Origin of the sequence: Terrimonas ginsenosidimutans (assembly GCF_022012415.1) — a bacterium.
GTDB classification, from domain to species: Bacteria; Bacteroidota; Bacteroidia; order Chitinophagales; family Chitinophagaceae; genus Terrimonas_A; species Terrimonas_A ginsenosidimutans.
The window spans coordinates 102,197-126,678 of record NZ_JAKLTR010000011.1 but is presented as its reverse complement, the minus strand read 5'-3'; the positions used below and the strand labels follow the sequence as shown (position 1 = coordinate 126,678).

22 protein-coding genes and 1 tRNA gene are annotated in these 24,482 nt (G+C 44.6%); 11 read left to right on the top strand and 12 right to left on the bottom strand.

Features of this window, described 5'->3' with window-relative positions:
- Positions 1-233 precede the first annotated feature (233 nt).
- The gene (locus LZZ85_RS17150) at positions 234-1,919 is read left to right on the top strand and encodes an ArnT family glycosyltransferase (RefSeq protein ID WP_237874565.1); all 1,686 of its coding nucleotides are present in this window, start codon (positions 234-236) and stop codon (positions 1,917-1,919) included.
- Positions 1,920-2,109: 190 nt separating this feature from the next.
- On the opposite strand, the gene LZZ85_RS17145 is transcribed toward LZZ85_RS17150, so the two are convergent.
- The gene (locus LZZ85_RS17145) at positions 2,110-2,865 is read right to left on the bottom strand and encodes a carboxypeptidase-like regulatory domain-containing protein (RefSeq protein WP_237874564.1); all 756 of its coding nucleotides are present in this window, start codon (positions 2,863-2,865) and stop codon (positions 2,110-2,112) included.
- On the opposite strand from LZZ85_RS17145, the gene LZZ85_RS17140 reads away from it, so the two are divergent.
- Entirely contained in the window at positions 2,864-3,529 is a 666-nt protein-coding gene (locus LZZ85_RS17140) for a phosphatase domain-containing putative toxin (RefSeq protein WP_237874563.1), read from the top strand. The two genes, LZZ85_RS17145 and LZZ85_RS17140, sit on opposite strands and share 2 nt — an antisense overlap.
- 218 nt (positions 3,530-3,747) lie before the next feature.
- Positions 3,748-4,701: an alpha/beta fold hydrolase gene (locus LZZ85_RS17135; RefSeq protein WP_237874562.1), complete on the top strand. Its 954-nt coding sequence runs from the start codon at positions 3,748-3,750 to the stop codon at positions 4,699-4,701.
- Positions 4,702-4,778: 77 nt separating this feature from the next.
- Here the strand turns inward: LZZ85_RS17135 and LZZ85_RS17130 are convergent, their stop codons facing one another.
- The 3 genes from LZZ85_RS17130 to LZZ85_RS17120 all read right to left on the bottom strand — a co-directional run bounded on the left by LZZ85_RS17130 (position 4,779) and on the right by LZZ85_RS17120 (position 6,096).
- The gene (locus LZZ85_RS17130; protein WP_237874561.1) at positions 4,779-5,213 is read right to left on the bottom strand and encodes a VOC family protein; all 435 of its coding nucleotides are present in this window, start codon (positions 5,211-5,213) and stop codon (positions 4,779-4,781) included.
- A gap of 71 nt (positions 5,214-5,284) precedes the next feature.
- The gene (locus tag LZZ85_RS17125) at positions 5,285-5,779 is read right to left on the bottom strand and encodes an SRPBCC family protein (protein ID WP_237874560.1); all 495 of its coding nucleotides are present in this window, start codon (positions 5,777-5,779) and stop codon (positions 5,285-5,287) included.
- Positions 5,776-6,096 carry an ArsR/SmtB family transcription factor gene (locus tag LZZ85_RS17120; protein WP_237874559.1) on the bottom strand — a complete coding sequence of 107 codons (321 nt, stop codon included), beginning with the start codon at positions 6,094-6,096 and terminating at the stop codon, positions 5,776-5,778. The genes LZZ85_RS17125 and LZZ85_RS17120 overlap by 4 nt, the downstream gene beginning before the upstream one ends.
- Positions 6,097-6,302: 206 nt before the next feature.
- On the opposite strand from LZZ85_RS17120, the gene LZZ85_RS17115 reads away from it, so the two are divergent.
- Positions 6,303-6,602 (top strand): hypothetical protein, encoded by a 300-nt coding sequence (locus LZZ85_RS17115; protein ID WP_237874558.1) that lies wholly within the window; start codon positions 6,303-6,305, stop codon positions 6,600-6,602.
- 472 nt (positions 6,603-7,074) lie between these two features.
- Here the strand turns inward: LZZ85_RS17115 and LZZ85_RS17110 are convergent, their stop codons facing one another.
- Positions 7,075-8,232, bottom strand: coding sequence for a hypothetical protein (locus tag LZZ85_RS17110; protein ID WP_237874557.1), 1,158 nt, complete (start codon positions 8,230-8,232; stop codon positions 7,075-7,077).
- Between the two features lie 555 nt (positions 8,233-8,787).
- Between LZZ85_RS17110 and LZZ85_RS17105 the strand changes: the two genes are divergently transcribed.
- Positions 8,788-9,150, top strand: a complete 363-nt coding sequence (locus LZZ85_RS17105; RefSeq protein WP_237874556.1) for a VOC family protein — start codon at positions 8,788-8,790, stop codon at positions 9,148-9,150.
- Between the two features lie 148 nt (positions 9,151-9,298).
- On the opposite strand, the gene LZZ85_RS28840 is transcribed toward LZZ85_RS17105, so the two are convergent.
- Both LZZ85_RS28840 and LZZ85_RS17100 read right to left on the bottom strand, forming a co-directional pair.
- Positions 9,299-9,409 carry a putative polyvalent protein kinase domain-containing protein gene (locus LZZ85_RS28840; protein ID WP_432422773.1) on the bottom strand — a complete coding sequence of 37 codons (111 nt, stop codon included), beginning with the start codon at positions 9,407-9,409 and terminating at the stop codon, positions 9,299-9,301.
- 1,261 nt (positions 9,410-10,670) lie between these two features.
- Positions 10,671-10,744: transfer RNA gene (locus LZZ85_RS17100), tRNA-Asn, on the bottom strand.
- A gap of 239 nt (positions 10,745-10,983) precedes the next feature.
- On the opposite strand from LZZ85_RS17100, the gene LZZ85_RS17095 reads away from it, so the two are divergent.
- Positions 10,984-12,285, top strand: coding sequence for an endonuclease Q family protein (locus LZZ85_RS17095; RefSeq protein WP_237874555.1), 1,302 nt, complete (start codon positions 10,984-10,986; stop codon positions 12,283-12,285).
- Positions 12,286-12,332: 47 nt separating this feature from the next.
- On the top strand, positions 12,333-12,851 hold the full coding sequence (locus LZZ85_RS17090) for a DUF2059 domain-containing protein (protein ID WP_237874554.1): 519 nt from the start codon (positions 12,333-12,335) through the stop codon (positions 12,849-12,851).
- 83 nt (positions 12,852-12,934) lie between these two features.
- Here the strand turns inward: LZZ85_RS17090 and LZZ85_RS17085 are convergent, their stop codons facing one another.
- Positions 12,935-15,133: a B12-binding domain-containing radical SAM protein gene (locus LZZ85_RS17085; RefSeq protein WP_237874553.1), complete on the bottom strand. Its 2,199-nt coding sequence runs from the start codon at positions 15,131-15,133 to the stop codon at positions 12,935-12,937.
- Between the two features lie 124 nt (positions 15,134-15,257).
- Between LZZ85_RS17085 and LZZ85_RS17080 the strand changes: the two genes are divergently transcribed.
- Positions 15,258-15,479: a hypothetical protein gene (locus LZZ85_RS17080; protein ID WP_237874552.1), complete on the top strand. Its 222-nt coding sequence runs from the start codon at positions 15,258-15,260 to the stop codon at positions 15,477-15,479.
- A gap of 95 nt (positions 15,480-15,574) precedes the next feature.
- Here the strand turns inward: LZZ85_RS17080 and LZZ85_RS17075 are convergent, their stop codons facing one another.
- Positions 15,575-15,973 (bottom strand): hypothetical protein, encoded by a 399-nt coding sequence (locus LZZ85_RS17075; protein ID WP_237874551.1) that lies wholly within the window; start codon positions 15,971-15,973, stop codon positions 15,575-15,577.
- Between the two features lie 221 nt (positions 15,974-16,194).
- A complete protein-coding gene (locus LZZ85_RS17070; protein WP_237874550.1) occupies positions 16,195-16,566 on the bottom strand; it encodes a hypothetical protein in 372 nt (123 codons plus the stop codon).
- 244 nt (positions 16,567-16,810) lie between these two features.
- Here LZZ85_RS17070 and LZZ85_RS17065 point away from each other — a divergent pair, with 244 nt between their 5' ends.
- Positions 16,811-17,656, top strand: a complete 846-nt coding sequence (locus LZZ85_RS17065) for a hypothetical protein (protein ID WP_237874549.1) — start codon at positions 16,811-16,813, stop codon at positions 17,654-17,656.
- Between the two features lie 317 nt (positions 17,657-17,973).
- Here the strand turns inward: LZZ85_RS17065 and LZZ85_RS17060 are convergent, their stop codons facing one another.
- Together LZZ85_RS17060 and LZZ85_RS17055 are read right to left on the bottom strand one after the other, a co-directional pair.
- A complete protein-coding gene (locus tag LZZ85_RS17060) occupies positions 17,974-19,371 on the bottom strand; it encodes a hypothetical protein (protein ID WP_237874548.1) in 1,398 nt (465 codons plus the stop codon).
- A gap of 74 nt (positions 19,372-19,445) precedes the next feature.
- The gene (locus LZZ85_RS17055) at positions 19,446-21,599 is read right to left on the bottom strand and encodes a tetratricopeptide repeat protein (protein WP_237874547.1); all 2,154 of its coding nucleotides are present in this window, start codon (positions 21,597-21,599) and stop codon (positions 19,446-19,448) included.
- A 142-nt stretch (positions 21,600-21,741) separates the two neighbouring features.
- Between LZZ85_RS17055 and LZZ85_RS17050 the strand changes: the two genes are divergently transcribed.
- Positions 21,742-23,724, top strand: a complete 1,983-nt coding sequence (locus LZZ85_RS17050) for a tetratricopeptide repeat-containing sensor histidine kinase (protein ID WP_237874546.1) — start codon at positions 21,742-21,744, stop codon at positions 23,722-23,724.
- Positions 23,705-24,340 carry a response regulator transcription factor gene (locus tag LZZ85_RS17045; protein ID WP_237874545.1) on the top strand — a complete coding sequence of 212 codons (636 nt, stop codon included), beginning with the start codon at positions 23,705-23,707 and terminating at the stop codon, positions 24,338-24,340. The genes LZZ85_RS17050 and LZZ85_RS17045 overlap by 20 nt, the downstream gene beginning before the upstream one ends.
- Positions 24,341-24,482: the final 142 nt, after the last annotated feature.

The following is a 24,482-nucleotide window of genomic DNA, read 5'->3' as shown; positions in this document are numbered from 1 at the left end:
ATACGAACGGATACCGGTCAATCAACTCTTCTTTCTGCCAGCATAATTGTTACCCGCAATACCGTACCGTCAGTCAGAGGGCCTGGCCCGGGCGAAGCGGTGTTTGAAGACGCTTAAAATCCGGGTAACGATCTGCATCCAGCACCAGTGACCTCTTAACGCTTCAATAGCATTAAGGTTACAATTTCTTTATATCTGCCGGGTACTTTTAGACATTCACCTAAAACCAGCTTATGCCTATCTTTCCGGCGAGCCAGCGCCCCTGGCTGATCTTTCTGTTAATACTGGCGATCGCAGTCAACTTCAGCGGACTATTCGTTACGCTTCTCGGTGCTGACGGGCCACTCTATGCGAGTATTTCCCGAACGATGGTGGAAAAGGGAAATTATATAGAACTTTACTCTCACGGCACCGACTGGCTGGATAAACCACATTTTCCGTTTTGGGTAACAGCTCTTTCTTTTGAGATCTTCGGATTTACTACCTGGGCATATAAATTACCGGCGATCATGTTTTTACTGATCGGCGTCTTCTATACTTTTCTCCTCGCGAAAAAACTATATGACGAGAAAACTGCTTATTGGGCTGCGATCATTTTGCTGACGGCTCAGCATATCATTCTGTCCAATACCGATGTTCGCGCGGAACCTTATCTCACCGGCCTGATCATTGGCAGCATCTACCATTTTTACAGGGCTTATACGGAAAAGAATCACCTGCAACTTGTATTGGGCGCATTGCTGGCGGGCTGTTCAGTGATGACAAAAGGCCCATTCGCTTTGATCCCGATCGCGGGCGCAATTGCAGGAGAACTGATCCTGAAAAAAAGCTGGAAACAATTGTTTCACCCGCGATGGCTGGTCGCCGGAATACTGATCTTATTATTTATCACTCCCGAATTGTATTGTCTTTGGTACCAGTTTGATTTGCACCCGGAGAAAGTAGTATTTGGAAGAACAGGAGTGTCCGGACTTCAGTTCTTCTTCTGGGATAGCCAGTTTGGCCGATTTTTTAACACCGGCCCGATCAAAGGGAAAGGCGACCCTTCGTTTTTCCTGCACACACTGATATGGGCTTTCCTGCCATGGTCTTTGCTGTTATATATCGCCATCGCAAAGGTTTGGATCAAAAACTGGAAAAGGCCACGGCTTTATGTGGAATGGATCACGTTCTCCGGAGCATTTCTCACCCTGCTGATTTTTTCATTGTCTAAATTCCAGTTACCACATTACAGCAATATCATTTTTCCACTACTCGCGATCTTTCTCTCCGGTTATCTGCAGCAGCTTCGGATGCCACGCGAATGGAATTTTGTCCGGATCACACAGACCGCAGTGATCGTTCTGCTGGTAGCCGCTCCACTTCTGTTACATTACTTTTTCCGTCCCACTACCCTCTCCTGGCCGATCTGGATCGTGCTGTTCCTTTTGCTTTGCTTACTGATCTTATTACCGAAGATTGGGCCGTTCTCGGGCAAGCCGATGCTATTCTATCGCACGGCGATCGCCGCCGTTATGGTGAACATTTACCTGAACAGTGTCGCCTATCCATCGATCATGCACTATCAGGCGGGAAGTGAAGCCGCTTTCTACAGCAATGCTCATTTCCCGAAAATGCCTGTGGTGCAGCTTCGCAAAGACTATTCTTATGCACTGACATTTTACCTCGATTCCCCGGTAATGACGATCGATAGCCTGGAACAGCTCGCTACTGTTCCTTATGACTCCTATCTACTGTATGCCTCGGAAATAGAAGCTGATAGTATCAGCGAGGTGCGGGATATTCCTGTGTCAAAAGAATTCGATTATTTTCCTGTAAGCAAACTCAACGGCAAATTCATCAACCATGAAACAAGGGATAGCGCACTGGGACAATTTTCGCTCGTTTTGATGAAGGAGCAGGACCATTTAGGAGAGTGACGGTATGTTGATGGCTGATGAATTTCGGATTGAAACTGTTCAGCTAGCCAAAAAAAATACCGGGAATGGCGGACAAAAATCCTCCAGCATATTAAAATGCGCAAAGCTTCTGAAGGCTTTGCGCATTTTATCAGTAATATTACAGTGCAAAAAAATACTGTTAGCACCAGGGCCGTCTTGCAGTCAATCATTATTCTTTATAACCAAGGGCCGCTATATTATTCCCCCAGATAATCGATGGTTCGAAATCTATCTGAAGAACTGATTCAAACGGGCCATCGGAAACGCGGTTCTGTAGTTTCAACGGCCTTCTTGTACTACCGGAAATATGAACGGCGGAGACATTGTAACGTCCTATGGGTACATCCACCAGCTTGCCGTAATTATCCGTACGCGGCTGACCGGGTCTCAGCTTCAGTGTTTGTCCCTGTGACCCGTCGATCAGTTTGCCAACAGGTGTCAAAGTGAGCTCGACATTTTCTGAGTCATACAGTTCGCTCATTACATCTTTATCGACAATGACAGTACCCCCGTAATACCCAAGGCCATCGGGATATGCTCCTGTGAGCTTGAAGGTAAAGTTGCGCACTGCGCCATTCGTTCCAAAAGGATCATCATTGTCCGGGTGCAACCGAAGCGTATATTTTTTGCCATTGTAGGTTTTCTCAATGTCTGCGGTTGCATGATAAGTGCCTGAAGAAGGAAGCTTAACTTTGTATGCTCCTTTTTCATCAGAAACAGCCGCAACATACGTGTTATAGAACAGCGTATTTTCAACAATCACTTTGACGCCGGGCCAGGGGCTGCCATCAGCATTGGTGATCTTACCACTGGCATAACCTTTCTGTGGTTCTTCACCACCCCCTGATCCTTTATCTTTCTTGCTGCAGGAAAGCAGCACAATGAACAGCAATATCTTCCCGGCTGATCTTAAACTTGTTTTCATGTTAGTACAAAATTTAGTGCGTGAAAGTAAAGTTTTCATCGCCGGAGTTTATCGTTGCAATGCTGAAGTGATGGATTGGAATGCTCAAGTGAAACGGGAGACGGATCATTTGAGATCGGCTTACAGGAATCGAGGTCTTTATTATTCAACACAACTAAATATCATTCTTATGCCTAATCGCGTTTATTGGCTCTACAGGTTTAACAGCTCGGCCAGACTGGGAATTATGGCTCGCCCCAGAGGAAATGAGTGGCTTACCGATGAAATCATTGATCTCAAAAAACAGAACGTGGATGTGGTCATTTCACTTTTGGAGTATCACGAAATTGTAGAACTTGGTCTGGCCCGCGAGGAATCACTTTGCAAAACTGCCGGCATTGACTTTATTAATTTCCCGATACGGGACAGATCAGTTCCCGATTCTTTACACAGCGTTTCTTCACTTGTTTCTTCGCTATCGGATCTTCTGCATAAAGGGAAAAATATTGTAATCCACTGCAGGATGGGTATCGGTCGTTCATCGATCATAGCGGGTGTACTTCTGCAAAAAGAAGGAAAGAGAACGGAAGACGTGATCGAATTTATCTCCCGCATTCGCGGTTTAAAAGTTCCGGATACGACGGAGCAGGTAAGATGGCTGAAAAATATGCATGGCGGGATCTGAAGATGATGCGTGGTATAGGGCAGATCTCAAAACCAGACAACTTAAAGCCCGGAAGTGTGTCCGGCTCCACTTTATTATGAAGACTTTCATCCCATTTTTCTGCAAGTCCGTCACTCTCCGGTGATCCGCATAAAAATAGTTTTAAACTTTGAAGACAATCGCTGAGACCGGCCTTCACATCGTCAGCAAAGAATAATGACAACTAAAAACTTATCCATATGACAATGTTTTTAAAACCGAAAGTCACCGGGATTTTATTGTCCCTTTGTCTTAGTCAAATAATTTTTGCTCAGCAAGGCGACTTTAGATCAGCCAGTGTCGATGGAAAAAAAATCTCCTATAAACTCTTCAATCCTGAAGGTAGAAAAGAGAACGATCCAATCCTCGTTTTTGAACATGGGATAGGCGGTGGAAGTTTTGAACAACTATTTCGTTTCTTGCCGAAGACAATTTCCGGAATTCAATATGACAGAAATGGTCTTGGGCAATCGGAAGCAGATACGAATATCACAACGGATGCCCAGGTTACGGAAAGATTGCATGAGCTTTTACATGCTTTGGACATTCAACCACCATACCTATTAGTCGGGCATTCAGTGGGGGGAGCATATATCAGATTGTTTACCGCGAGATTCCCCAAAGAAGTTTGCGGACTTGTTTTTATTGACCCAACGGATTTTATGTTGAGTTCGCAAGATGATGCAGCGGCAAAAAGACGTTCCGAAAGTCTGACAAGCTATCAACAGATCTGGACCTTAAATCTCCAAACAATGTCCCGGGAGGCAAACGTCCCGGAAGGCGTAAAGAATGACGCTAAAAGAGCTTTAAAAGCAAGTACACCCTCCTTTTTCCAGGAGTATCGGGATCTGCCGCTTTTGATCAATATACCGGCAACTGTAATTATTTCTTACAACAAACCAATCGAACCTTATGAAGAGGAAATGAATAAAACATTCAAACTTGGCATCAACATCAAACAGTGGTGGAGAGAGTATGATGAAATAAGAATAAAGAATTTTTCGGATTTGATCAGAGAAAATGATAATAGCAGGGTGGTCTTATTAACTAAATACAGTCATGGAGTTCATTTTCAGGATCCGCAATTGGTTGCCGCGCTGATTCTTGAAAACTATGATAAATGCAGCAAAAACCATTCAAATAAAATTCCTTAAAGCAAATCCGATAGTTGTCCTACCTTAAATTGGACTGCTCCTTATTTCAAAGTTTTTCAGATTTTCTCAGGCTGCGATTATTGGTTATTGCCGGGCTCAAATTCAACGATCCATTCAATACCGTATTTATCTCTAAAACAACCGAAGTATGAACCCCAGGGGCTATCGCCAATAGGCCCTTCAATTTGTCCTCCTACCGAAAGCCCATTAAATAATCTGTCTGCTTCTTCTTTAGTTTCTGCGCTTATTACAATTTTACTTCTGTTCTCATTTTCATTTGTTTTCCCAAAAATTTCAGGAACATCATTTGCCATCAACCTGCTACCCTTACCAATCGGTAATGCGATATGCATGATTTTATTTTCTTCATTTTCTGCTACCGGGAATTCCGGGCTTGCCAGGTCTTTGAAACGGACAATCTTTTCAAACTCTCCGCCAAAAACTGATTTGTAAAAGGCAAATGCTTCTTCGGCATTTCCATTGAAATTAATGTGAGGGTTGATTAGTGCCATAATGTTTATTTTTTAGGTTGTTAAATGGGTTTCATTCTTACTTGTTTTGAGGACCATTTTGAAAACGAAAATCATTTTTGCGATAAATCCGACAACACATTTTCCAAATTTTTCATTGACATTTTGAATCCTTCGGTGAAACCCATCTCAATCATTTTCTCCATCCGGGCAAGTGATTCGTTATAAATAGTAATACGCACGGTCGTCTTTCCATTCTCTTCACTAAAAGTGTAATCCCAGTCAGAACCCGGTAATTCAGGGTTTTCATCTTTGTCCGCAAAAGCATTCAACATTTTGAAATTGGTTTTGGGGCTGATAGAGGTGTATTTCTGAATTGCCCAACGCTCCTGTCCCTCGGGGCTAACCATCGCATAGAATCTTCGTCCACCTACCTTGAAATCCATATATTTTGTTTTTGACATCCAGGGTTTAGGTGCCACCCATTGATCAAGTATTTCCGGTTTAGTAAATGCATCCCATACCAGCGAGAGGTCAGCATCAAATTCTCTAGTTATGAATATTGTTTTCGCGGCCTTGTCAACCGTAAAGTCAAACAGTAAGTTCATTTGTTCTTGTTTTTTAAGGTGAACAATACGTCATCGAGTTGTTTGAAACTATCTTCCATGATCTTACGGAACTGATCAAGCCAGGCATCGATCTCTTTCATTTTATCGATTTTCAGTTCATAGAAGATCTCCCTGCCTTCCTGTCGTGGAACCAATAGGTCGCATTCGGACAGGATCCGCAGGTGTTTGGATATGGATTGCCGTCTGATGTCAAAATGCTCCGCAATGGCATTAGGAGTCATTGCCTGCACGGCGACCAGGACAAGGATCGCTCGTCGGGTAGGGTCTGCAATTGCTTGAAAGATATCGCGTCTCATGGATTGTATTATGAAGCCGTTCGGTTGCAAATGTATGTGAAGCCGATCAGCTGCGCAAATTTTATTTTGCTACACTGTTAAAACCAAAAGGTCGCCAGGCGACCTTTTAAATGATGATCATTTGTTCCCGCGTCAATTGTTATCCGACTGGAAGATTTGAAATATTATAAACTTCCAACGGTTCAGTATATTTACCCGATCACCAGATGCTTATGCTATCAAACCTGACAACTGATCAATTCGCCCTTGCAAACCTCATGTCCAAGATCTCAGAGCGTTGTTATAGTGCGGGCTGGATGGCTAATTTAGAATTTGCACTTTGGCATGCATTATTGCACGGTCCTTGCGCCTATGGCCAGGGATTTATTACCGAGACAGATATTGCAAATCTGAGATCGCTTTCAGACCAGGCAGATTGCTGGATAGTGTTCGATGATGTCAATGAAGAAACGGCTATCAGCCTTCAAACCTGGCGACATGTTTACTCTTCAAAGATGGGCAAGTGAAAAAATTTCTGAAACCCTGTCCAACCGTTCGCTCCCGAAAGGATGAAATATCTGACCTACTATTTAGCGCGATGCCAGGTTTCAAGATATAACCAGACGATAAAATTTCATACATGAGCCTTCAGTTTTAAGGAAGACCTGATTTTTCCCTTTTCACTAACATAACTTGTAATTGCATCTTAACTGAGTTATAACTTAATCACCTGGCGTACAATCCGTCTCCCAGATCACTTCCCGAAATAATGATATCACTTTTCTACCTGGAAGGGTATGATCCGGGAATCAAGAGCATTTTTATTAAATAAAGGTTTGGGGAAATTTAGACGGCCGGAAAAAATCGATCTTATTCTTATTGTTTTCCAAATTATGAAAATCTGAATAATCAAACTCTTTCGATTAGAATTCAATCGTCTGGCTGGCTATTTTTCACAGAACTGTCCAGTTTCTGGTCAAGATTGAAATGATCCTGCCATTACATTCGTAGCTTATTCATGTCCAACGCCGTGGCAGATGGCGTGTAGCCCCTTATTTTGAACACCTGTCTGTTGGAAGGTAGGTAACTGGCTTCACCACCCCGGCGGGTATAAATGGCAACACCGCCACTCCCACCGGGAGCGCCGAAGAAAGGTGGGGGATATGCTTTCACAATTGCAATGTCTGTTATCGGTATGTTAGCAATCTGTTGGGCGGATACCCTTGTTTCATCCAGGAAAAACGTTACCGGGCCGCCCCGCCAACTGGCAACGCCTGTTGGTGCAATTTGAAGACCGGCAACCCTGCCCTGCAGGTAGTTAAAAATATTTGTAGAACCAACCGCGCTGGGATCATCCATAACACTGATCAACCGCTCATTTCCCGACCGGAACAATCCGCTGACATATTGTTCATCGAACTGCTGCGACGGGGTTCTGGCAATACTCTTTACGATGACTGCTGGCAGTAAAGTTCCACGGTCTGTGAAAAGCGATTCAGGCGATTCAACAGGCTTGTCCAATGTTGACCGCACCGCTGCCGGAGGGTTACCTATGTAAAATGTGCGGCCAGCCACCGCAAGTGGCTGATAGCTGGAATCAAGCTGACTGCTGATGCTGATATTCAGCGACTGCCTGTTGTCTTTTGTTTCATGAAATGCCAACAATGCATTATCCTCAAACAGCCAGTTACGGATGGCAAAAGTGCCATTCTGCGCAACAATTATTTTCTGCTCGTCCCAATCGCCCGTTTTAGTAAGGAGCATCGCTTGTATACTACCGATGTTCTTGGCGTTTTTTACCTGGCCGATTACTTCAAAAAAGCGTTGCTGCAAACCTGCCACCAATGTGTATTTCCCAGGGCGTAACGAATCAGGCAGGAAGATTGTGCCGGTGGCCTGCCCATCTATCACCGGCCAGCGGAGGCGGGTGCGCTGACCTGCTTCGTTTTCAATCACAATCTCCAGTGTCGCAAGGGATTGATTACTTAGTTGTCCGCCACTGTCTTTATAATCCGCTTGTATAAATAATGAATCGCCGGGTTGCAGGATGTTTTTGTTAAGTTTTATATCTAACCGGCTGGCCGCCTGCTGCGCCTCAACAGAAGCTGTCAGCCCAAGGGCGATGTAAAGTAATACCAGGATGCTTTTCATAGCCATAACCTATCAAGATTGAAGCCAGCAGCCAGAAATAAAATAGAAAAGAAAGATAAAATTGAATTTGCGAGGCAGTAGATAGCGCTGGGCTGTTTCAACTCCTATCATAGCTCAAACAAAAGCATACTGTTGCCGAGCAATCCAATGTAAAATCGATCCCGTAGACCTCCGGATTGTTCGATTTCAAAATGTAGTCGATATCAAGCAGCAGGTCTTTTATTGTATTGACTGGAAATAAAGGCAGTGCACTTAGTTGTTTGCCGGTATTGTAATTTTTTGTCGAGTTCCTGAGGGCACATTAATGATCTAACCCACATAGTATTCACCATTAAGGGCTGAGGCTGGAAATTCGTTTTGATCAAAAACGCGCCAGCGCTATTTTGTTAGCGCCGGAGGCAGTGTCGCTTATTGAAACAACGGCATAAATTCCACATTTCTAAAATCATACTGAGGTTCAATTGATTGGACAGAATTGCTCTCAGATGTGGAAACAACTAACATTGAGTATATTTATAGTCAGCTGTAACTAAATTAAACACTCCTAGTAAAGAAAGAACAATGAATTTTGAGCAACTTGTTCCGAACGTATATTATGTGAATATTACCAACGGTTTGAAAATGTTCGCCGACTGTTTAGGGTTTGTTATTGGACATAACGAAATAAAATCTGACCAACCTTTTTGCGTATTGAATAAAGACCGATTAAGCATTTATCTTTTTGAACATGCAAAGCTTGCTAAAGAACATAATCCCGAGTTCAGGTTTGTCACTAAAAATATTGAAGAAATTTATGAAAAGGTTTCCAAATCTCACCCGGAATTTCTTCATCCAAATCTCAAAGAGGTTACGCTTCGCCCATGGGGTGCTAAAGAATTCGCCTTAAGGGATGAACAGGTGTGTATTATAATTCAGCAATGGTAATAACAGTGTGCACTTTCATACTTTGCCTAATCAATGACAAAGAAAACTTCGTAGAGAAATTGAAATTCTTCCAAGTTGTGTATTTGGTTCGTTGTAACAGACCAATCGCTTAAAAAACAAAAAGCCGTCTCGGCAACCTTAATAGAGGTCAAATGAAGCAATGGTATAGAACCGTATTAATGAAGAATATTGTTTCGGAATTAACTAATACATTTTCGCCGCACAAGTCTTCTAAAATTAATCCAAGTTTTGAATGCAATTAACCCTTTCGAAAAATCTCGCTCGCCGAAAATTACAATTCTCTAACTATTTATGCATGAACTAAAGGATTTCGATATATTATTTCAAAAACTTGATGCAGAGAGAATATTCCCTTTTGACTTAAGTCTAAGTTTTAATGGGAAGAAAGCAGGAATGTTTAATGCTGCTATTTTTTTACATTGGAGAAGCGTCAACGATTTAAAGAATATATTAAAGGATTGCAGACATTTCGATCATTTCAATTAGCTAATATCAAGATTAGGAAACATGGGATCAAGCGTAAAAGTTGTGGGCTGGTTGTCTAAGTGTTTGATGGTTTAAAAGTTTAAAGTTTTTGCTTTTGCTTCGGTCCCTCGCCTGATGTAATCAGGCTTGCCGGTATTCTGCAAACGGGTTATTATCACTTGTCCACTTACAGGTTTTTAAGCGATAGCTGTCTGATCCGGCACAAAAAAGTGAGCACGCCTTGAAGCGATATATGCTCCTCAGATACGACATTCTGGCACGCGAAGCCAGCTGATGTGTAACTTATGATAATCATTCAGGGTCAAATTTCGCGTGTTTTTGAAATGGTTGTTAGTCGTCGTTAGTTCGTCTCTTAGTCGTCCTTTGGTCGTCCAAAGTTTGACGGGATCTTAGGCAGTGAAAAATGGTGACAAGCTGACACGCTGAGGGCGATAAATCTTTTGAGCGACTGACCTGGGTTCGCTTCTCCGCTTCGCTACGGTGGAAAGGCCGCCAGAAGTTTATGCGAGCGATGCTCATCCGAACATTTCAACCCAAGCCATTTTGCAGACCATCCCCAACTTTTCAACTTGACCCGAAACAAGACATTGCAGAAATCGATTCAAAAAAACATCTATTATTACAGATGCTCGATGTAGTTCCTGGAAGTATCTGCTTTAGGTTGAACAATAAACACAAGCTAATTCCTGAAGGAAAGAAAAGAAGAGGAAAAAGGACAATTGCGAAAGAGAAACTGTACAAGTTCATCCATTCAAAAATCTTTGAGCTAAGGCAAAATTTTAACATTGGAAGCAGTACGGGAATCACTTCGCTGGAAGACCGTTGGTCGCATCCCTACAGGCATTGGAATTTTAGGCCGAGAGACTTTGAAGTAAATGACAATCTTTTCAAATAAAAATGCCCCGTTCTCACTACATTAATTTCCTGAGTGGCACTCAAGCGTTCGTGGGCTAAAGAGCATGTCTACTAAAAGTAAAAAAGTCTTTCCGAAAAAAGACTTTTGTACTTGGAAGCTCCCCCTGCTGGACTTGAACCAGCGACCCTCTGATTAACAGTCAGATGCTCTAACCAACTGAGCTAAGGAGGATTATGTTTAACAGGCCGCAGCTTTCACCGCTACCTCCCCTTTCGGGGCAGCAAAAATAGGGAAAAGAAGTTTTCGGAAAAAGCAATTGTTCAAATTATTTGAACAATTATTTTAGGCTAAGCGGAAAAAGCTGGAAGAAAGAGCGAAAAAGGGAGGAGATCTCATTATGTTCTGGTTTTATGTAATTCGTAGGGTTAGAATTGAGCGTGTAATTTTGCAGACTAAAATTCTTATAACACTTGTTTATCGCAGATCTCCATACCCATTCCCGCTACGCACAGGCTTGCTCGAAATTTCTCACGGTGGAAACCCTCTATCAATGGGCATTGATCAAAGGAATTACGGTGATCAGCTCGGGGGATTTCACGCACCCTGCATGGCTGCAGGAATTGCAGGATAAGCTGGTGCCGGACGGACAGGGCCTTTTCAGGATGAAGTATACACCTGGAGGAAACCCAGCACCCGGCCTGCCGGAAAATCCTGATCAGCCCTGGCTGACGCCTTCGAAAGTAAAACAGCTGGATGTCCGGTTCATGCTTTCGACAGAAGTCTCGTCAGTCTACAGCTATGGTGGCAAGACTAGAAAAAACCACAATCTGATCTATGTACCGGATTTTTCTTCGGCAGTGTGGATCAGCAAGCGGCTCTCGCGTTATGGAGACCTCTCAGCAGACGGCCGGCCAACTCTTTCCCTGTCTTCTCGTGATCTGCTGGAGATCGTACTCGAAACTCCCGGCGGTAATGCCCATCTCGTTCCCGCTCACGCCTGGACGCCCTGGTTCTCCACACTGGGTTCTAAAGGCGGCTATGACAGTATTGATGAATGCTTCCGCGACCTGTCGTCCTATATCTTTGCCATTGAAACAGGCCTTTCTTCGGATCCGGCAATGAACTGGCGCTGGAGCCAGCTCGACCGCCTGACCATGCTTTCCAGCTCCGACGCGCACTCTGCACAGAAACTCGGTCGCGAAGCAAATCTGTTTGAAACAAAAGTCTCTTATGAGACAATGTTCGAGGCGATCCGGCATCGGGATGGCTTTCTGGGCACCTATGAATTCTTCCCGGAAGAAGGAAAGTACTCCTGGGATGGTCACCGGAACTGTGGCGTCTGTCTTTCTCCCGAAGAATCAATGGCCCTCGATAACCACTGTCCGAAATGCGGGAAACCGGTCACCGTTGGCGTGATGCAGCGGATCGAAAAACTGGCTGACCGGAAACAACCTTTACAACCTGAAAAAGCTCCGTCTTTTCAATACATAATTCCACTGGCAGAAATTCTCTCGGAAATACATGGCACTGGTGTCGACTCTAAAAAAGTGATGAAAGCTTATGCTGACACTGTGGGGAGTTTTGGGAACGAGTTCGACCTGTTACAAATAGTGCCAGTAGGCGATATTCATCGTTATAATCCGTTGCTGGCAGAAGCTATTCGCCGAATGCGCGCCGGTGAAGTGATCAGAAAAGCTGGCTACGATGGAGTATATGGGAAGATCAACCTGTTCCACGGAAAGCCTTCGCTGGAAACTGGAACCCTGTTCTAGAATAGCCTTTTTATTTCTAAAGGGGTATTTTCATAGAAATAAATCATATGAGAAAAGTCGTTTTCCTCCTTTTGTTCATTCTTCCTGTAACTGCCTTTTCACAGATTGACACTGCGTTTCTGCAACGCCTCAAAGCAATGGAGTCCGGCGATATGCTCAAAACAGATACAATCCCTCCTCCCAATGACGCCTTCACACGGAAGATCAAAAAACTGCGCGAAGAAAAAAGTGGACTCAACATAGAGCTCGTCATTCAGATCAAAATAAAAGAGGAACAGGAAAAAGACAAATCGCGCCCGCACGAATATTATGATAGGCTATTAGAAGAAATGAATACAGGAGAAACCGGTCGCCTATTAGAGAATTGTCTTGTGAACATGTACAGGGAATCTTACACAGAGAAAGAAATCGGTCAGCTCCGGAAGTTTTACAAAACATCAGCAGGGAAAAAGATGAACACTGAATTTATTTTACTGATCGCGCGATCCGTAAAAGATGCAGAACAGCTTATGAAGATCGCCATGACAAAACTTGACAGGAAGAAAGCCTCTCCGCAAAATCATTAAATCTCTCTGCAGAAAATGTAAGAAAGAAATTAATCAACCCTTATAGGTCAGCCAGTGCTTTAACTAAAGATATATCCGGAGAGCTACAGCTTGAGCAATCCAACTTTATGTAGGGTATTCACCGGTTTATTATCCCAGAACAATTCAAAATCTTCCAGACCTGCTGCGTTATAACTATCCATCACATCCTGTAAAGTAAGCGTTTTCGGATTCGCAATAGACACCTCTTTCAGCACCTGTGCTAACCAATCTCCCTGCTCGCGGCTCACACTAATGCTATGCTTTGCACGCTTGTCCTGGAAAACAAGTGAAGTCATCTCCCAGGTATTTCCCTTTTTACTCTTAGTAAAATGCTCAACAACGGGAGGTTTTCCAAGATATACGATCCGGGTGGTCGGTTTAGCTGCTACATACAGATCTTCCTCAAGAGTTTTCTGTATAAAGTCAGGCGCAACCGTTGTCTTCGGCACTTTGAAATCGAACCATTTCTGCAAAGGATCATTCAATCCAATTCCGTGCATGTAGTTCAACAACGATTTCTTTAACGCAAACGAAAATGTTTCATGATCCGCACCTGCTTCATCGATATGTTCAAGATCATTATTAGCGAATGTGCCGACAAGTGATGACTCGCGTTTTACCTGGAACTTCTCAGGCTGCATACCAACCGGGCTATGAACAGTCATTGTAAACAGATGCCAGAAGGCGGATTGCAAAACACCGGCGGCAAACATCTGCCTGACCATTTCCAATGAATCGATCGTTTCCTGGTCAGTCTGAGTAGGAAATCCATACATCAGGTATGCATGCACCATAATACCGGCTTCTGTGAAGTTGCGGTTTACCTGCGCCACCTGCGCAACGGTGATCCCTTTATTGATCAATCCCAGCAAACGATCACTTGCTACTTCAAGCCCGCCGGAGATCGCGATGCAACCAGATCGCATGAGCAATATGCAAAGATCCCGCGTAAAGCTTTTTTCAAAACGCACATTTGCCCACCAGCTTACGGTTAGCTTACGCCTGATGATCTCCAGTGCCAACGCACGCATCAATGCTGGAGGTGCGGCTTCATCAACGAAATGAAAACCGTTCTGGCCAGTCTGTTTCATCATCTCTTCCATCCGGTCTGCCAGCAATGAAGCCGCGATCGGTTCATAGAGTTTGATGTAATCAAGTGAGATATCGCAGAAAGTACATTTACCCCAATAGCATCCATGAGCCATGGTCAGCTTATTCCACCGGCCATCACTCCACATGCGATGCATGGGATTAACCACTTCAATCGCAGAGATGTATTTATCCAAAAGAAAATCGCTGTAATCGGGAGTGCCCACCTGCGCCTGTTTATAATCGGAGCAGCTTTTATTGTTGATGTATTGCACATGTCCGTCCTGCAAAGTGAATGTTCGTTTCAGGTCTTCGGTTGATCGATGGCCTTCTACCAATTGCACCAATTGTTCGAGGGGAGCTTCCCCATCATCCAGCGTGATATAGTCATAGAATTCAAATACTCTCGGATCACTGAGAGAACGTAATTCCGTATTAGCGAAGCCGCCGCCCATCGCCACTTTTGTATCGGGATAATTTTGTTTAACCCACTGACCGCAACGTAAAGACGTATACAGATTACCGGGAAAGGGAACTGATATAGCGACCAATTTTGGCTGCAACCGTTCCATATGTTCTTTGAGTAATCTGATCAGTAGCTCGTCAATAAAGGTGTATTCCTTTTGCAGCGCCCCATAGAGTTCATCAAAACTATTCGCGGCTCTACCCAATTTTTCTGCATAGCGGCTGAAACCAAAATGTTCATCAATGCATTCGGTGATCAGATCGGAAAGATCCTCGAGATACATTGTCGCCAGATGTTTGGCCTTATCCTGCGTACCCATAGAGCCGAAAGCCCAGTCGAGATCTTCCAGTTGACCGAAGCGGCTTGCTTCAGGCAGGAAATCGCGTTTGCAGATCCGATGCGCGAGTGTTGGATTATGTCCCTGCAGAAATAGGATCACATCATTGATCGTATAGATATAATCTTCCTGTAATGCCACCATGCGGGCAGCGTTTTCGGACAGCGGCTTTTCCTGCCCGTTGATGCGCTTAAACAATTCCTGCAAGCCTTCATGACAAAAAAGTGCCAGCGTAACTTCGATGCCCAGGTCGCTTTGAAAAGAGGGAATGCTTTTCGTGTTCAGAAAACCTTTCAGGTAGGCGGTAGCCGGGTACGGAGTATTAAGCTGCGTAAAAGGCGGGGTGATCAAAAACACGGGAACACTCAAAATCAGGAATTTCAGGCAAAATTACACTAAAGCCGCGGTAATCAGTAATGCATACGGGGCCGATACAAGTTTGGCTCAATTGCCAGGAAAAAGCCGGAACAGACCCGTAGATCCCTTTCTGACGATGGATACAACAGATGAAAACTCAACCGGGATCTCTGGGTTATTTTTCCAGAATCGATATTCCATAATGCAGCAATGCGCTGTTCCCGGCGCAAGATGGATGTCTGTTGAAGCAAGCACCACATTTAACACACAACCGGTGACAGACTATAACAGGATAAGAGCACGGGGTTTTAATGCCTCGGTTGGATTGAGCTTCGATGTAGCGAAGATGTTTGATTAAAATAGCGCTTACTCATCAACACATTAATGCAGCTGTAAAGTTGCGCTGTTTTGCAGCTGCATTAATTAATAAGAACAAGTCAAAAATATACGTCATTACTTGATCCTGACATACGTACTGCTCCCTCCATCCAGCGCAGGGATTCCCGCATAGCGGATCAATGTATTTCCTTTGAGTTCAAAAAAAGTAGCAAACCCGCTAACGATATCGGGAGAAAGTTTATCCGCCAGACGATCAGTTCCATAACCTCTGAGCGTATCCTTTACCAACCCAAAGGCCCGTGTGTATTGTAACGAACCATTGCCATATTCATATAAGGAATCTTCTGTGATCGTCATTTTAAACCCATTGCCTGGCTCATACTCAACATGTCCGGACATACCGTCAGAGGTTTTCAATTCCCAGGTACCGATATAAACGGATTCACTGGTTTTCTTTTTCGTGCAAAAAGGAAGCACGGCAGCGATAGCAAGTAATACAAATAAAAAACGCATAGCTATTATTTTGGAAGTATGATCTTCTCAACGCAATCATCGTTGCACTACCGCTATATTAAATCTTTCGGAAAAATGGTACGAAATGATCGTTCGAAAACCTGATAAAAAAGATCATGTGACGACCAACCTGGCCGGCGCCCCGGCACTTTCCGTTCATTTATCTTTTTGTGCTCCGTGCATAACAAACCAGATCAAGCGGGTCGGTCTGTGTTCGCAGATCAGGCCATTTCTGCTTCCAAAACCGGCTTGCCAGCGAAATGTTCGAGTACCGGCACTGATGACCAGTTTTCTGAAGGATCGATCATTGGGCATTGATGATCAGTGATGGTCTGAATAATTTCCCAGGCAGTCTGCATGACTGCTGTCGTATCGAGCTTAACATGTTGTACAAATCCGTTCTCCTTCGCCAGTATACTCCCTTCCATATCGAAAAGAGTGTGGCGAAAATATTTTGCACGCGCGGCTCCCCGTCCGTCAAACACACAATTTCCAAGAATAACACCGAGCACGACCGTGCCATAAGTGTCCAGCAAAATATTCTGATAAAGAAGTCCTACGGCCTGGCCGCGCTGATCTGCTAAATAATGCATGCAGCAAAGGTGAGGTTTACCTGTTAACAGATTGTTACGGCAACATTGATTTGAAACAAATTTTTAAGGGAAGCCGCCTATTCTTCGAAAATTTTATGTCGCTACAATAAAATCTTTATAAAATATTTTCCAGCGCTGCAACATTCCGTTGCCTCCTGCGTCTCACCCTTCATCCGCCACACAAGCAAGCCCGAATTTTCCGGGAAGCACACTGTATGCTTTATTAACTTCTAAACAATTTGATATGACCAATCATTTGGCCGCAGTGTCTTGCGCGCTTGTGCTATTCCTTTCTTCTGCCTGCTTTTGCCAGGATAGTTGTCAGACAAACTTAAACTTTAATTACGGCAACCGCGACGCTACGCAACATAAGTTGCAATTGAGTTCAGCGAGCGGTGGAAAGCTTTACTATTTTGGAGCAGTGCATCTTAACGAAACAAAAGACGCCCAATTTTCAGAAATACAGAAAGCCTGGAACTCTTTCACTCCAACGATAGCTTTTTTCGAAGGCCCCGATCGCGGGATCGCGGATTCAGACACAGCTACGATCAGGGAGTTTGGCGAATCCGGTTATGTGCGGTTTCTCGCAAAAAGTGCCGGCATAAAAGCTATGACTCTTGAGCCTCCGCCGACAGCACTTTTTAAATACCTGACCACTCAAATGGAACAACAGCAAGTGGAGCTTTTCTTCCTCCTTGGCGAAGCCATGCGACTCAGAACACGAAAGCATTACAACCCTGAACAAATAGATAAAGCGGTAACGGAGATGATCAAAAAAATGCAGGCGATAGCCGGCGACTCAATGCTGATCCGATCAATTCCTGATCTTGAAAAACTATATAAGCATTATTGGCCCAATGGGCCGGAATGGTGGCAGGCGCCACAAGCATGGTTTGATCCTGCAAAGGATCCGGCAGAGACCGGCGGGCTTTTCACCAATAAAGTAAACAGGCTGTCGTCTGCCTTTCGTGATATTTATATGTATCAGCAGCTGTCAATATTCGTAAATAAAGGAGAAAAGGTCTTTGCGGTTGTAGGCAGAGACCATGTGGTCACTCAATTTAATGCACTAAGGTGTGCCATCCGATAACCGGTTCATGATCACCGAAGATCTATTTTCCCCTTATGTATACGCTGTATCGGTAGCTGTTTGGCTTCATGCATTCTGCAGGTCAAAGAATGCATGAAGCTAACTATACGGAATCACCGTGTCAAACGAAGTTTGCTGATAATGTAAAATCAATCAGGGAATCAAATCCACTGTCGTTTAGTTAAGAGATCGTCCTAGATTAGCTCGATGGCCATCGGCCATCGGCCATCGAATGAACTTTCGGAAAAATCCTTAACTAAATGACATTGGAATCAAATCGGGTAGATATGACGGGCAGTTCTAAGCCCTCCGGCCACTTATTTATTCTGACGCACAAGTGATAAAACCGATCCCTGGCGATCAATCATTATCAGGATCCGGCCTCCTTTGACTGCTTCAAAATAACAACTGTACTTCTCTGACGCTCCTTCGAAACGGTTCTTTAATTCCATATCCCAATTATTTACCGTAAAATCTCCCTTATATACCTGTCGCGCGAACTTTTGATTACCTACAACACCCGATGCGCCGGCATGATCGCTTTCATATTTTCCGGTATTAAAGAACGTAAACTCATTTGAAATGGATGTCGCGGTTGCTCCTGCAAACCCTCCACTATTTACATAATAGTAAGAGAGTGATGCATAATCGCTGCCAGACCATTTACCGGCAAGGTCCGTTGCCGCGACTGCAAACCGGTTACGATTCTGCATGTTCGAAACTTTATCCCAACCAAATTCATCGTTATGATAAGCGCCAAACTCCTGCTCATAAGCACGCTTATCTGTTGTGATAAACTCGATATACCGGCCATTTCCGTTTGAGAAATGTTTTTTGAACAGAACAATATGCACCTGACTGCCTGTCAGTTTCTCCGTTGCATCTGCTTCTGCAAAAGCAATGGACTCAAAACTCTGAACAGGCTTCAATTCATAATTCCTGATATTGGAATAACGGGGAGCAACCAGGAGATCCCAGGCGTTTTGCAGACCTTGCTTCAATACAGAATGATAAGCATCCGCTTGTTTGTTTGGATAGTGGATCAACGCCCGGATGTTTCCCTTCGTCACAGCAGCCCAATTTTCCGATGAAGTGGTGATCCATCCATCATCCCAGTTAGTATTTTCAAACTGAAATTTGACTGAGGCTTCTTTGCCTGTTGCGTTCGTGAGAGGTTCTTTTACCGGCGACCTGTTCCCATTTACGCCAGCAGCTGTAGAAGCAGCCGATGGATTTCTGAGACGAACAGAATTGTTAACCTGTCCGATAACACTGAGAAACTTTGAACTGTTCGTTTTGCCGATTATACTGACACGGTTACCAAAGCCCGTGACCACCTGATGACGGATAAACATATCCAGACCGTCGAACACCGCCTTCCCATCCGCAATCACCGAAGTCCATTGTCCTGTTTTCTTTACCGGAGATCTCTTTGGGCCTGAAGTGATCGAAAGGTCCTTCGCCGTCAGGTCATTCCATTCGGCGTTAAAGTCTGCATCGATAGTACCGGCCGAAGCTGTCGCTTTGTAAATAATGATCTGGCACCAGTTGTTCTGAGCATTAATATGCGTAAAGGTCACAAAACTGTTCTTCTCATCTTTTGTCCAGCTGCCCACTGCCGGAAGTGTATAATCAACCATATCATAAGTCCCTTTTTGCGAATAGGATGACAAGGTCGTCAGCACATAAAGCAATACGAGGAATGTATTTTTCATTGTTTGATGCCTGGCCAGCATGGCTGTTTTATCAGTTTGAATTTTATCTCCTGCTATTCAATATACTTAACAAATCACCATTCACTTAAAACAGTGCCTTTCATAATACCTGTTCCTGTAACAGATCCATGGCCAGAGATCAGGCTCACCTTATCCTGTACGCCAACCGCCACTTTCTGGCCGAGGGCGCCGGCTGTCATTTCCGCCGTGCCTATCATATTTACGTCGCCTATTCCCTTTGGTCCGATTTCTACTTCAATCTCTGTAGTGACTGTACCCTGCACTTTCACTGGTCCGACGTTGCCTCCGGCAGAGGTCTCGATTCCCCCACCTACGGTACCGCCCCAGTCTTTTACTTTGTTATTTTCATCCAGATCAATGGTGAAGTCCGCGCCAACAAAAGCTTCAATACTCAGCGGGCCGGAATCCGCTCCTGCACTAAGGCGCGGTTTTACCTTTACTGTTGCACCGATGTATTTCTCCCCAAGCTCTTTCGTAGTGTAAGAATGTGTACCGAAAAAATAAGTGGTATTGGTACGGCTGCAGCTGATCTCCTGAACGGCAATGCCATAGTCGATTGTTGCTTTGTAGTTACAGGCAACATCATCGAAATCGGCAAGCTTGCCCGGTTTGCCATCTTCTTTATCCACACAATCCCTGAACTGTCCTTTGTGACCCCACAGATTAACAGGTTGCAGCTCGCGCACTTTCTGCAGCCAGCCAAGTTGAAAATTAAGTACGATCAGTTTGAATTCAGTTGGGCTGGTGCTGGTATATTGGGACCAATAAGCCATGTCATTGTAAAAATGACGATAAAGGGGTAGTGTCTCCTCGTCATATTTCTTCTTTCGTTCGTTCGATGCTTTGATAAGTGCATTGATCGCGTCCCTGCGTTGCGAACAACTCGCTTCGGGCGGAGCCGGCCTATATCTTTTTTCTATAGCATCCAGGTCGTTCCGGAACGCCATAAACCGGTCTGTTTCCTTCTTGAATTTCTGTTCGTAGAACGATTTGCATTCTGCCAGGTTGATGGTGGCTTTTTTCAAGAACGGTGGCTGCGAAAATGTGTACGCACCTCCCTGTTCTGCGGTTGCAATAACGTCTTTCGCCATCGCAGCAGCAGAGGCTGTATATTGGGCCCCGACCTCATTGATCTCTTTCCGGATCTGCAGGATCTTATTATCACAAGCGGCATTAAATTCCTCCCAGGCCGGCCCCAGGACATCCATTTGTGCAACGGATGTCGGATAGTCAGGACGTCGCGTATTCAGTAACCCCAGAGGATCAGCACTCGCCCTGATAGGGATCCGCAGGTCTTTCCGTGTCAGCTTGTGACCAAGCTTGTTCAACTTTTCCTCTTTCTCCTTTGTATAAGAATGGCGGATGGATTTCTTTACCGCTTCTATTGCCTTTGTTACATTGCCACGGCTTTCTTCGATAGATGCTTTTGTAAGATTTGCCTGAGGATGAAATGGGTAGATAGTGAGTGCACTATCCAGGTATTTCTCTGCTTTTGCGATATCGCCCAAACCAAACCATGCCTGTCCAAGATTATTTAGCACGGTTGTGTTACGACGATACTTTGTATTAAGTATTTGCAGGATCGGAATAGCCAGATGTTCGCCATCAAGCATAGTCAAAGCAGCAGCATAACTGCTAAGATTATCTGCATCGCTGGCATCCGCGGCACAAACTTTTCCCAGCAGGTAAAGTGAAATTTCAGGCTGACCACTCATCCACAGAGAGGTTGCCATACTTCCCGCCTGGCGGGTTGATTTAGCTTTACCCTGTATTTCTTTGTAGATATTATTGCCAGCGGTAATTGTTTTACTGTCCATCTCCCCGGTCATCTTCTTTTGGATCGCGGAGATATATGCAGGGAGTTTTGCTGCGGTCACCTGCTTTGGGATAGCGGCTATCCGTTTATCATCTTTCTTTGGCACCACGCGATTATCGTCTTCAAATGCCTCTGCCCATTGCTTATCTGTTGCCTTGGGCACTTTTACATTTTTCATGTTTGGCATCTTGATGCCCATGCTGTCCATCATTTTTCTGTCTTCATCACTCATTTCCTTCATCATCTCGTCCATCATGCCCTGCATTTCCTTTAGTGCAGCATCCATGTCCTTTTGGGTGGGGGCTTTTTCTTTTGATTTTGCCTTCGGCTTGACCTGGGAAAATGAGGCTGCTGATATCAGCAGCATAAGACAGGCAGATGCGATTTTCATGATGTAAGTTTTTAGTTCCTGGTTCCTCAAATGTAGAACTTCCACCAGCCTGGCCTATCCCCGGAAAGCGGTATTCGCCTCCTTTTAAGTCTCCCCCCAAGACGGGATCGTTTTATTGCCAAAATCGATGTTTATTTGTAGCATGTGCAGCCACCTTCATTTGCCGCGCAGCAGGGGATTCCAAACGCTGATCCTGCTGCTGGCCTTCCCATCCATTCTGTTTTCACAAACAACAGAGCGTGACAGCCTGCTTGCCAGGTTGCAGGAGCAGGCACGTGATACGAACAATGTAAAGACCATGTATTCCCTGGTCAGGTATTATGAGAAAAGTAACCTGGACTCGGCCGTCTACTACCTTGAAAAGCTCAGGAAGCTTTCTACAGAACTTTCCTATGAGAAAGGCCAGGTCCTTTATCACGAGCGCATGGCCGTTGTAGCATTTACGAATGGCGATCACCAAAAAGCGCTGCGCGAAAGCGAGCTTGGTTTAGGCATTGCCCGGAAACTGAAAGAGACCGGATCTGAGATCGCCATGCTGAATATGCTCGCGATCTGCAACCAGTATCTCGGAAAATACGAGGATGAACTTAACTATGTGTTGCAGGCACAGGCAAAAGCAGAACAGGCCGGTGATAAAGAAAAAATGGTTCAGCTTTATCACAGTCTTTGCAATGCATATTCCGATCTCGGTCAATCGCGCAAAGCAATTGATGCCGCACTTACGGGTCTTCGCCTGCGGGATCTTTATCAGACCAAAGCGCCTTATTTCAATCGCCTTTATTCAAGTCTCGCACAGGAGTACCAGCATATCGGTGTCATTGACAGCGCCGATCATTTTTATAAAAAGGCGATCACTGCTTCCAAAGAGATCAATGATGTTTTTGCCGAAGGAATGATCTATAAATTCGTCACCAATTTTTACTCCGGCCTTGGCAAATATGAAAAGATGCGGGGAATGGCAGAAAAATCACTTGCCCTTGCCAAAGAATTAAAAAGCCGGAAAATGGAAGCTTCCGCCTATTATAGCCTTGCTGCTGCCAACTATTATACTAACAATAATCAACAAGCACGCCGTTTCCTGGATCAGTCGCTTGGAATTGCGATCGAAGATTCAATACGTGATGAATTGCTGAACGGATATCGCCTTCTTTCATACATTACTGCCCGGGAAGGAGATTACCCTGCGTCAGCAAAATCGCAGGGGATAGCAGATTCACTGCAGCAGGCGGGACTGAATGAAGAAGTAGCCAAGTCTGCTGCCGATCTTGAAAAAAAATATGAAACGGAGAAGAAGGAAAACCAGATCAAACTGCAGACAGTTTCTATCCGGCAGAAGAATTTTCTGAACTATATCCTGATGGGCGGTGTAGCCGCCATCCTCGTCATAGCCCTGCTCGCATACCGTAACCACCGAAATAAACAAAAGCTGCAGCAGCAACGGATCAGCGAACTCGAAACAGAAAGGCAATTGCTTTCTACCCAATCATTGCTCAAAGGACAGGAAGACGAGCGCAGCCGTCTTGCAAAAGACCTGCATGACGGCCTTGGAGGTTTATTAAGTGGCGTAAAACTCCAACTTGGCGCCATGAAAGGCAATCTGATCCTCAGCGAAGAAAATGGCCGGTCATTCAATCTTGCCCTTACAAAACTGGACGAATCGATCAGTGAAATGCGCCGTGTTGCCCATAACATGATGCCGGAAGCGCTACTCAATATGGGACTTCAACAGGCATTGCAGGATTATTGTGATGGCCTTTCCGAATCACTGCCCTCGCCTATTCATACAGAATTTCACGGGCTTGAGGAAAGAATGGAGCCGTCTATTGAAATAGTGCTGTACAGAATCGTACAGGAGTTGCTGAACAATGTGATCAAGCATGCGCAGGCAACGATCATTGTAGCACAGGTGATCCGGCAGAATAATCTTATTTCCATTACGGTGGAAGATAATGGCAAAGGGTTTGCCGTAAAAGCGATGGAAGAATTCAGAACCGCCGGGATCCGGAATATACAATCACGGGTAAATTACTTACATGGCCAGCTGGATATCCAGTCAACTCCGGGGAAAGGCACATCAGTACACATAGAATGTTTAATTGAATATAATGAGCAGCAACAAGGATAAAATCAGTGTAATGGTCGTAGACGACCATCCGATGGTACTGGAAGGTATGCAATCAATGTTAGCGCAGTTCGGTTTTGTGGACCTTGCCGGTCTTGCCACCAATGCTTTCGAAGCGATGGAGTTGATCAAAAAGCACCAACCGGATATCGTTCTTACAGATATCAACATGCCAGAGGTCAGCGGAATTGAACTGGCGGAAAAGATCAAAACAGAATGTCCGGGCGTAAAAGTGATCGCCATGAGTACGTTCAAGGAGCGCAGTTATATTTCGCAGATGCTGCAACATGGCGCTGTGGGGTATTTATTAAAAAGCGCTTCGCGCGAAGAAATAGAAGAAGCGCTGCTACGTGTACATGAAGGATACCTTTACATGAGCCAGCATCTTCATCTGGCAGAAGCCGAAAAAAAAGAATTGAACAATTTACCGGTTCTAACCTCACGCGAAAAGGAAGTATTGCAGCTGATAGCCGACGGCTCTACCAATCCGCAAATTGCCGAAAAGTTGTTCATCAGCCTGCATACAGTGGATACGCACAGGAAAAATCTGTTGATGAAGTTTGGAGTGAATAATACGGCGCTGCTGATCAAAATTGCTGCTAAAGCGAATTTGCTATAGGGAAACCGACCTGTTGCGCATACCTCCACAGACATTGACCTAAGATCCGGCGTAGGATTTCCGCCAGGTAGTGCTGACCAGGACGCCGATGCGCAGATTAGTTGGCCACAAGCAGACAGAGATCTGCGTATATAGCGGAAAA

Excerpts from the sequence above, each read along its gene's own strand:
- LZZ85_RS17150 (WP_237874565.1), top strand. The coding sequence starts at position 234 with ATGCCTATCTTTCCGGCGAGCCAGCGCCCCTGGCTGATCTTTCTGTTA.
- LZZ85_RS17140 (WP_237874563.1), top strand. The coding sequence starts at position 2,864 with ATGTTAGTACAAAATTTAGTGCGTGAAAGTAAAGTTTTCATCGCCGGA.
- LZZ85_RS17145 (WP_237874564.1), bottom strand. The coding sequence starts at position 2,865 with ATGAAAACAAGTTTAAGATCAGCCGGGAAGATATTGCTGTTCATTGTG.
- LZZ85_RS17135 (WP_237874562.1), top strand. The coding sequence starts at position 3,748 with ATGACAATGTTTTTAAAACCGAAAGTCACCGGGATTTTATTGTCCCTT.
- LZZ85_RS17130 (WP_237874561.1), bottom strand. The coding sequence starts at position 5,213 with ATGGCACTAATCAACCCTCACATTAATTTCAATGGAAATGCCGAAGAA.
- LZZ85_RS17125 (WP_237874560.1), bottom strand. The coding sequence starts at position 5,779 with ATGAACTTACTGTTTGACTTTACGGTTGACAAGGCCGCGAAAACAATA.
- LZZ85_RS17120 (WP_237874559.1), bottom strand. The coding sequence starts at position 6,096 with ATGAGACGCGATATCTTTCAAGCAATTGCAGACCCTACCCGACGAGCG.
- LZZ85_RS17115 (WP_237874558.1), top strand. The coding sequence starts at position 6,303 with ATGCTTATGCTATCAAACCTGACAACTGATCAATTCGCCCTTGCAAAC.
- LZZ85_RS17110 (WP_237874557.1), bottom strand. The coding sequence starts at position 8,232 with ATGGCTATGAAAAGCATCCTGGTATTACTTTACATCGCCCTTGGGCTG.
- LZZ85_RS17105 (WP_237874556.1), top strand. The coding sequence starts at position 8,788 with ATGAATTTTGAGCAACTTGTTCCGAACGTATATTATGTGAATATTACC.
- LZZ85_RS17090 (WP_237874554.1), top strand. The coding sequence starts at position 12,333 with ATGAGAAAAGTCGTTTTCCTCCTTTTGTTCATTCTTCCTGTAACTGCC.
- LZZ85_RS17080 (WP_237874552.1), top strand. The coding sequence starts at position 15,258 with ATGGATACAACAGATGAAAACTCAACCGGGATCTCTGGGTTATTTTTC.
- LZZ85_RS17075 (WP_237874551.1), bottom strand. The coding sequence starts at position 15,973 with ATGCGTTTTTTATTTGTATTACTTGCTATCGCTGCCGTGCTTCCTTTT.
- LZZ85_RS17070 (WP_237874550.1), bottom strand. The coding sequence starts at position 16,566 with ATGCATTATTTAGCAGATCAGCGCGGCCAGGCCGTAGGACTTCTTTAT.
- LZZ85_RS17065 (WP_237874549.1), top strand. The coding sequence starts at position 16,811 with ATGACCAATCATTTGGCCGCAGTGTCTTGCGCGCTTGTGCTATTCCTT.
- LZZ85_RS17060 (WP_237874548.1), bottom strand. The coding sequence starts at position 19,371 with ATGAAAAATACATTCCTCGTATTGCTTTATGTGCTGACGACCTTGTCA.
- LZZ85_RS17055 (WP_237874547.1), bottom strand. The coding sequence starts at position 21,599 with ATGAAAATCGCATCTGCCTGTCTTATGCTGCTGATATCAGCAGCCTCA.
- LZZ85_RS17050 (WP_237874546.1), top strand. The coding sequence starts at position 21,742 with ATGTGCAGCCACCTTCATTTGCCGCGCAGCAGGGGATTCCAAACGCTG.
- LZZ85_RS17045 (WP_237874545.1), top strand. The coding sequence starts at position 23,705 with ATGAGCAGCAACAAGGATAAAATCAGTGTAATGGTCGTAGACGACCAT.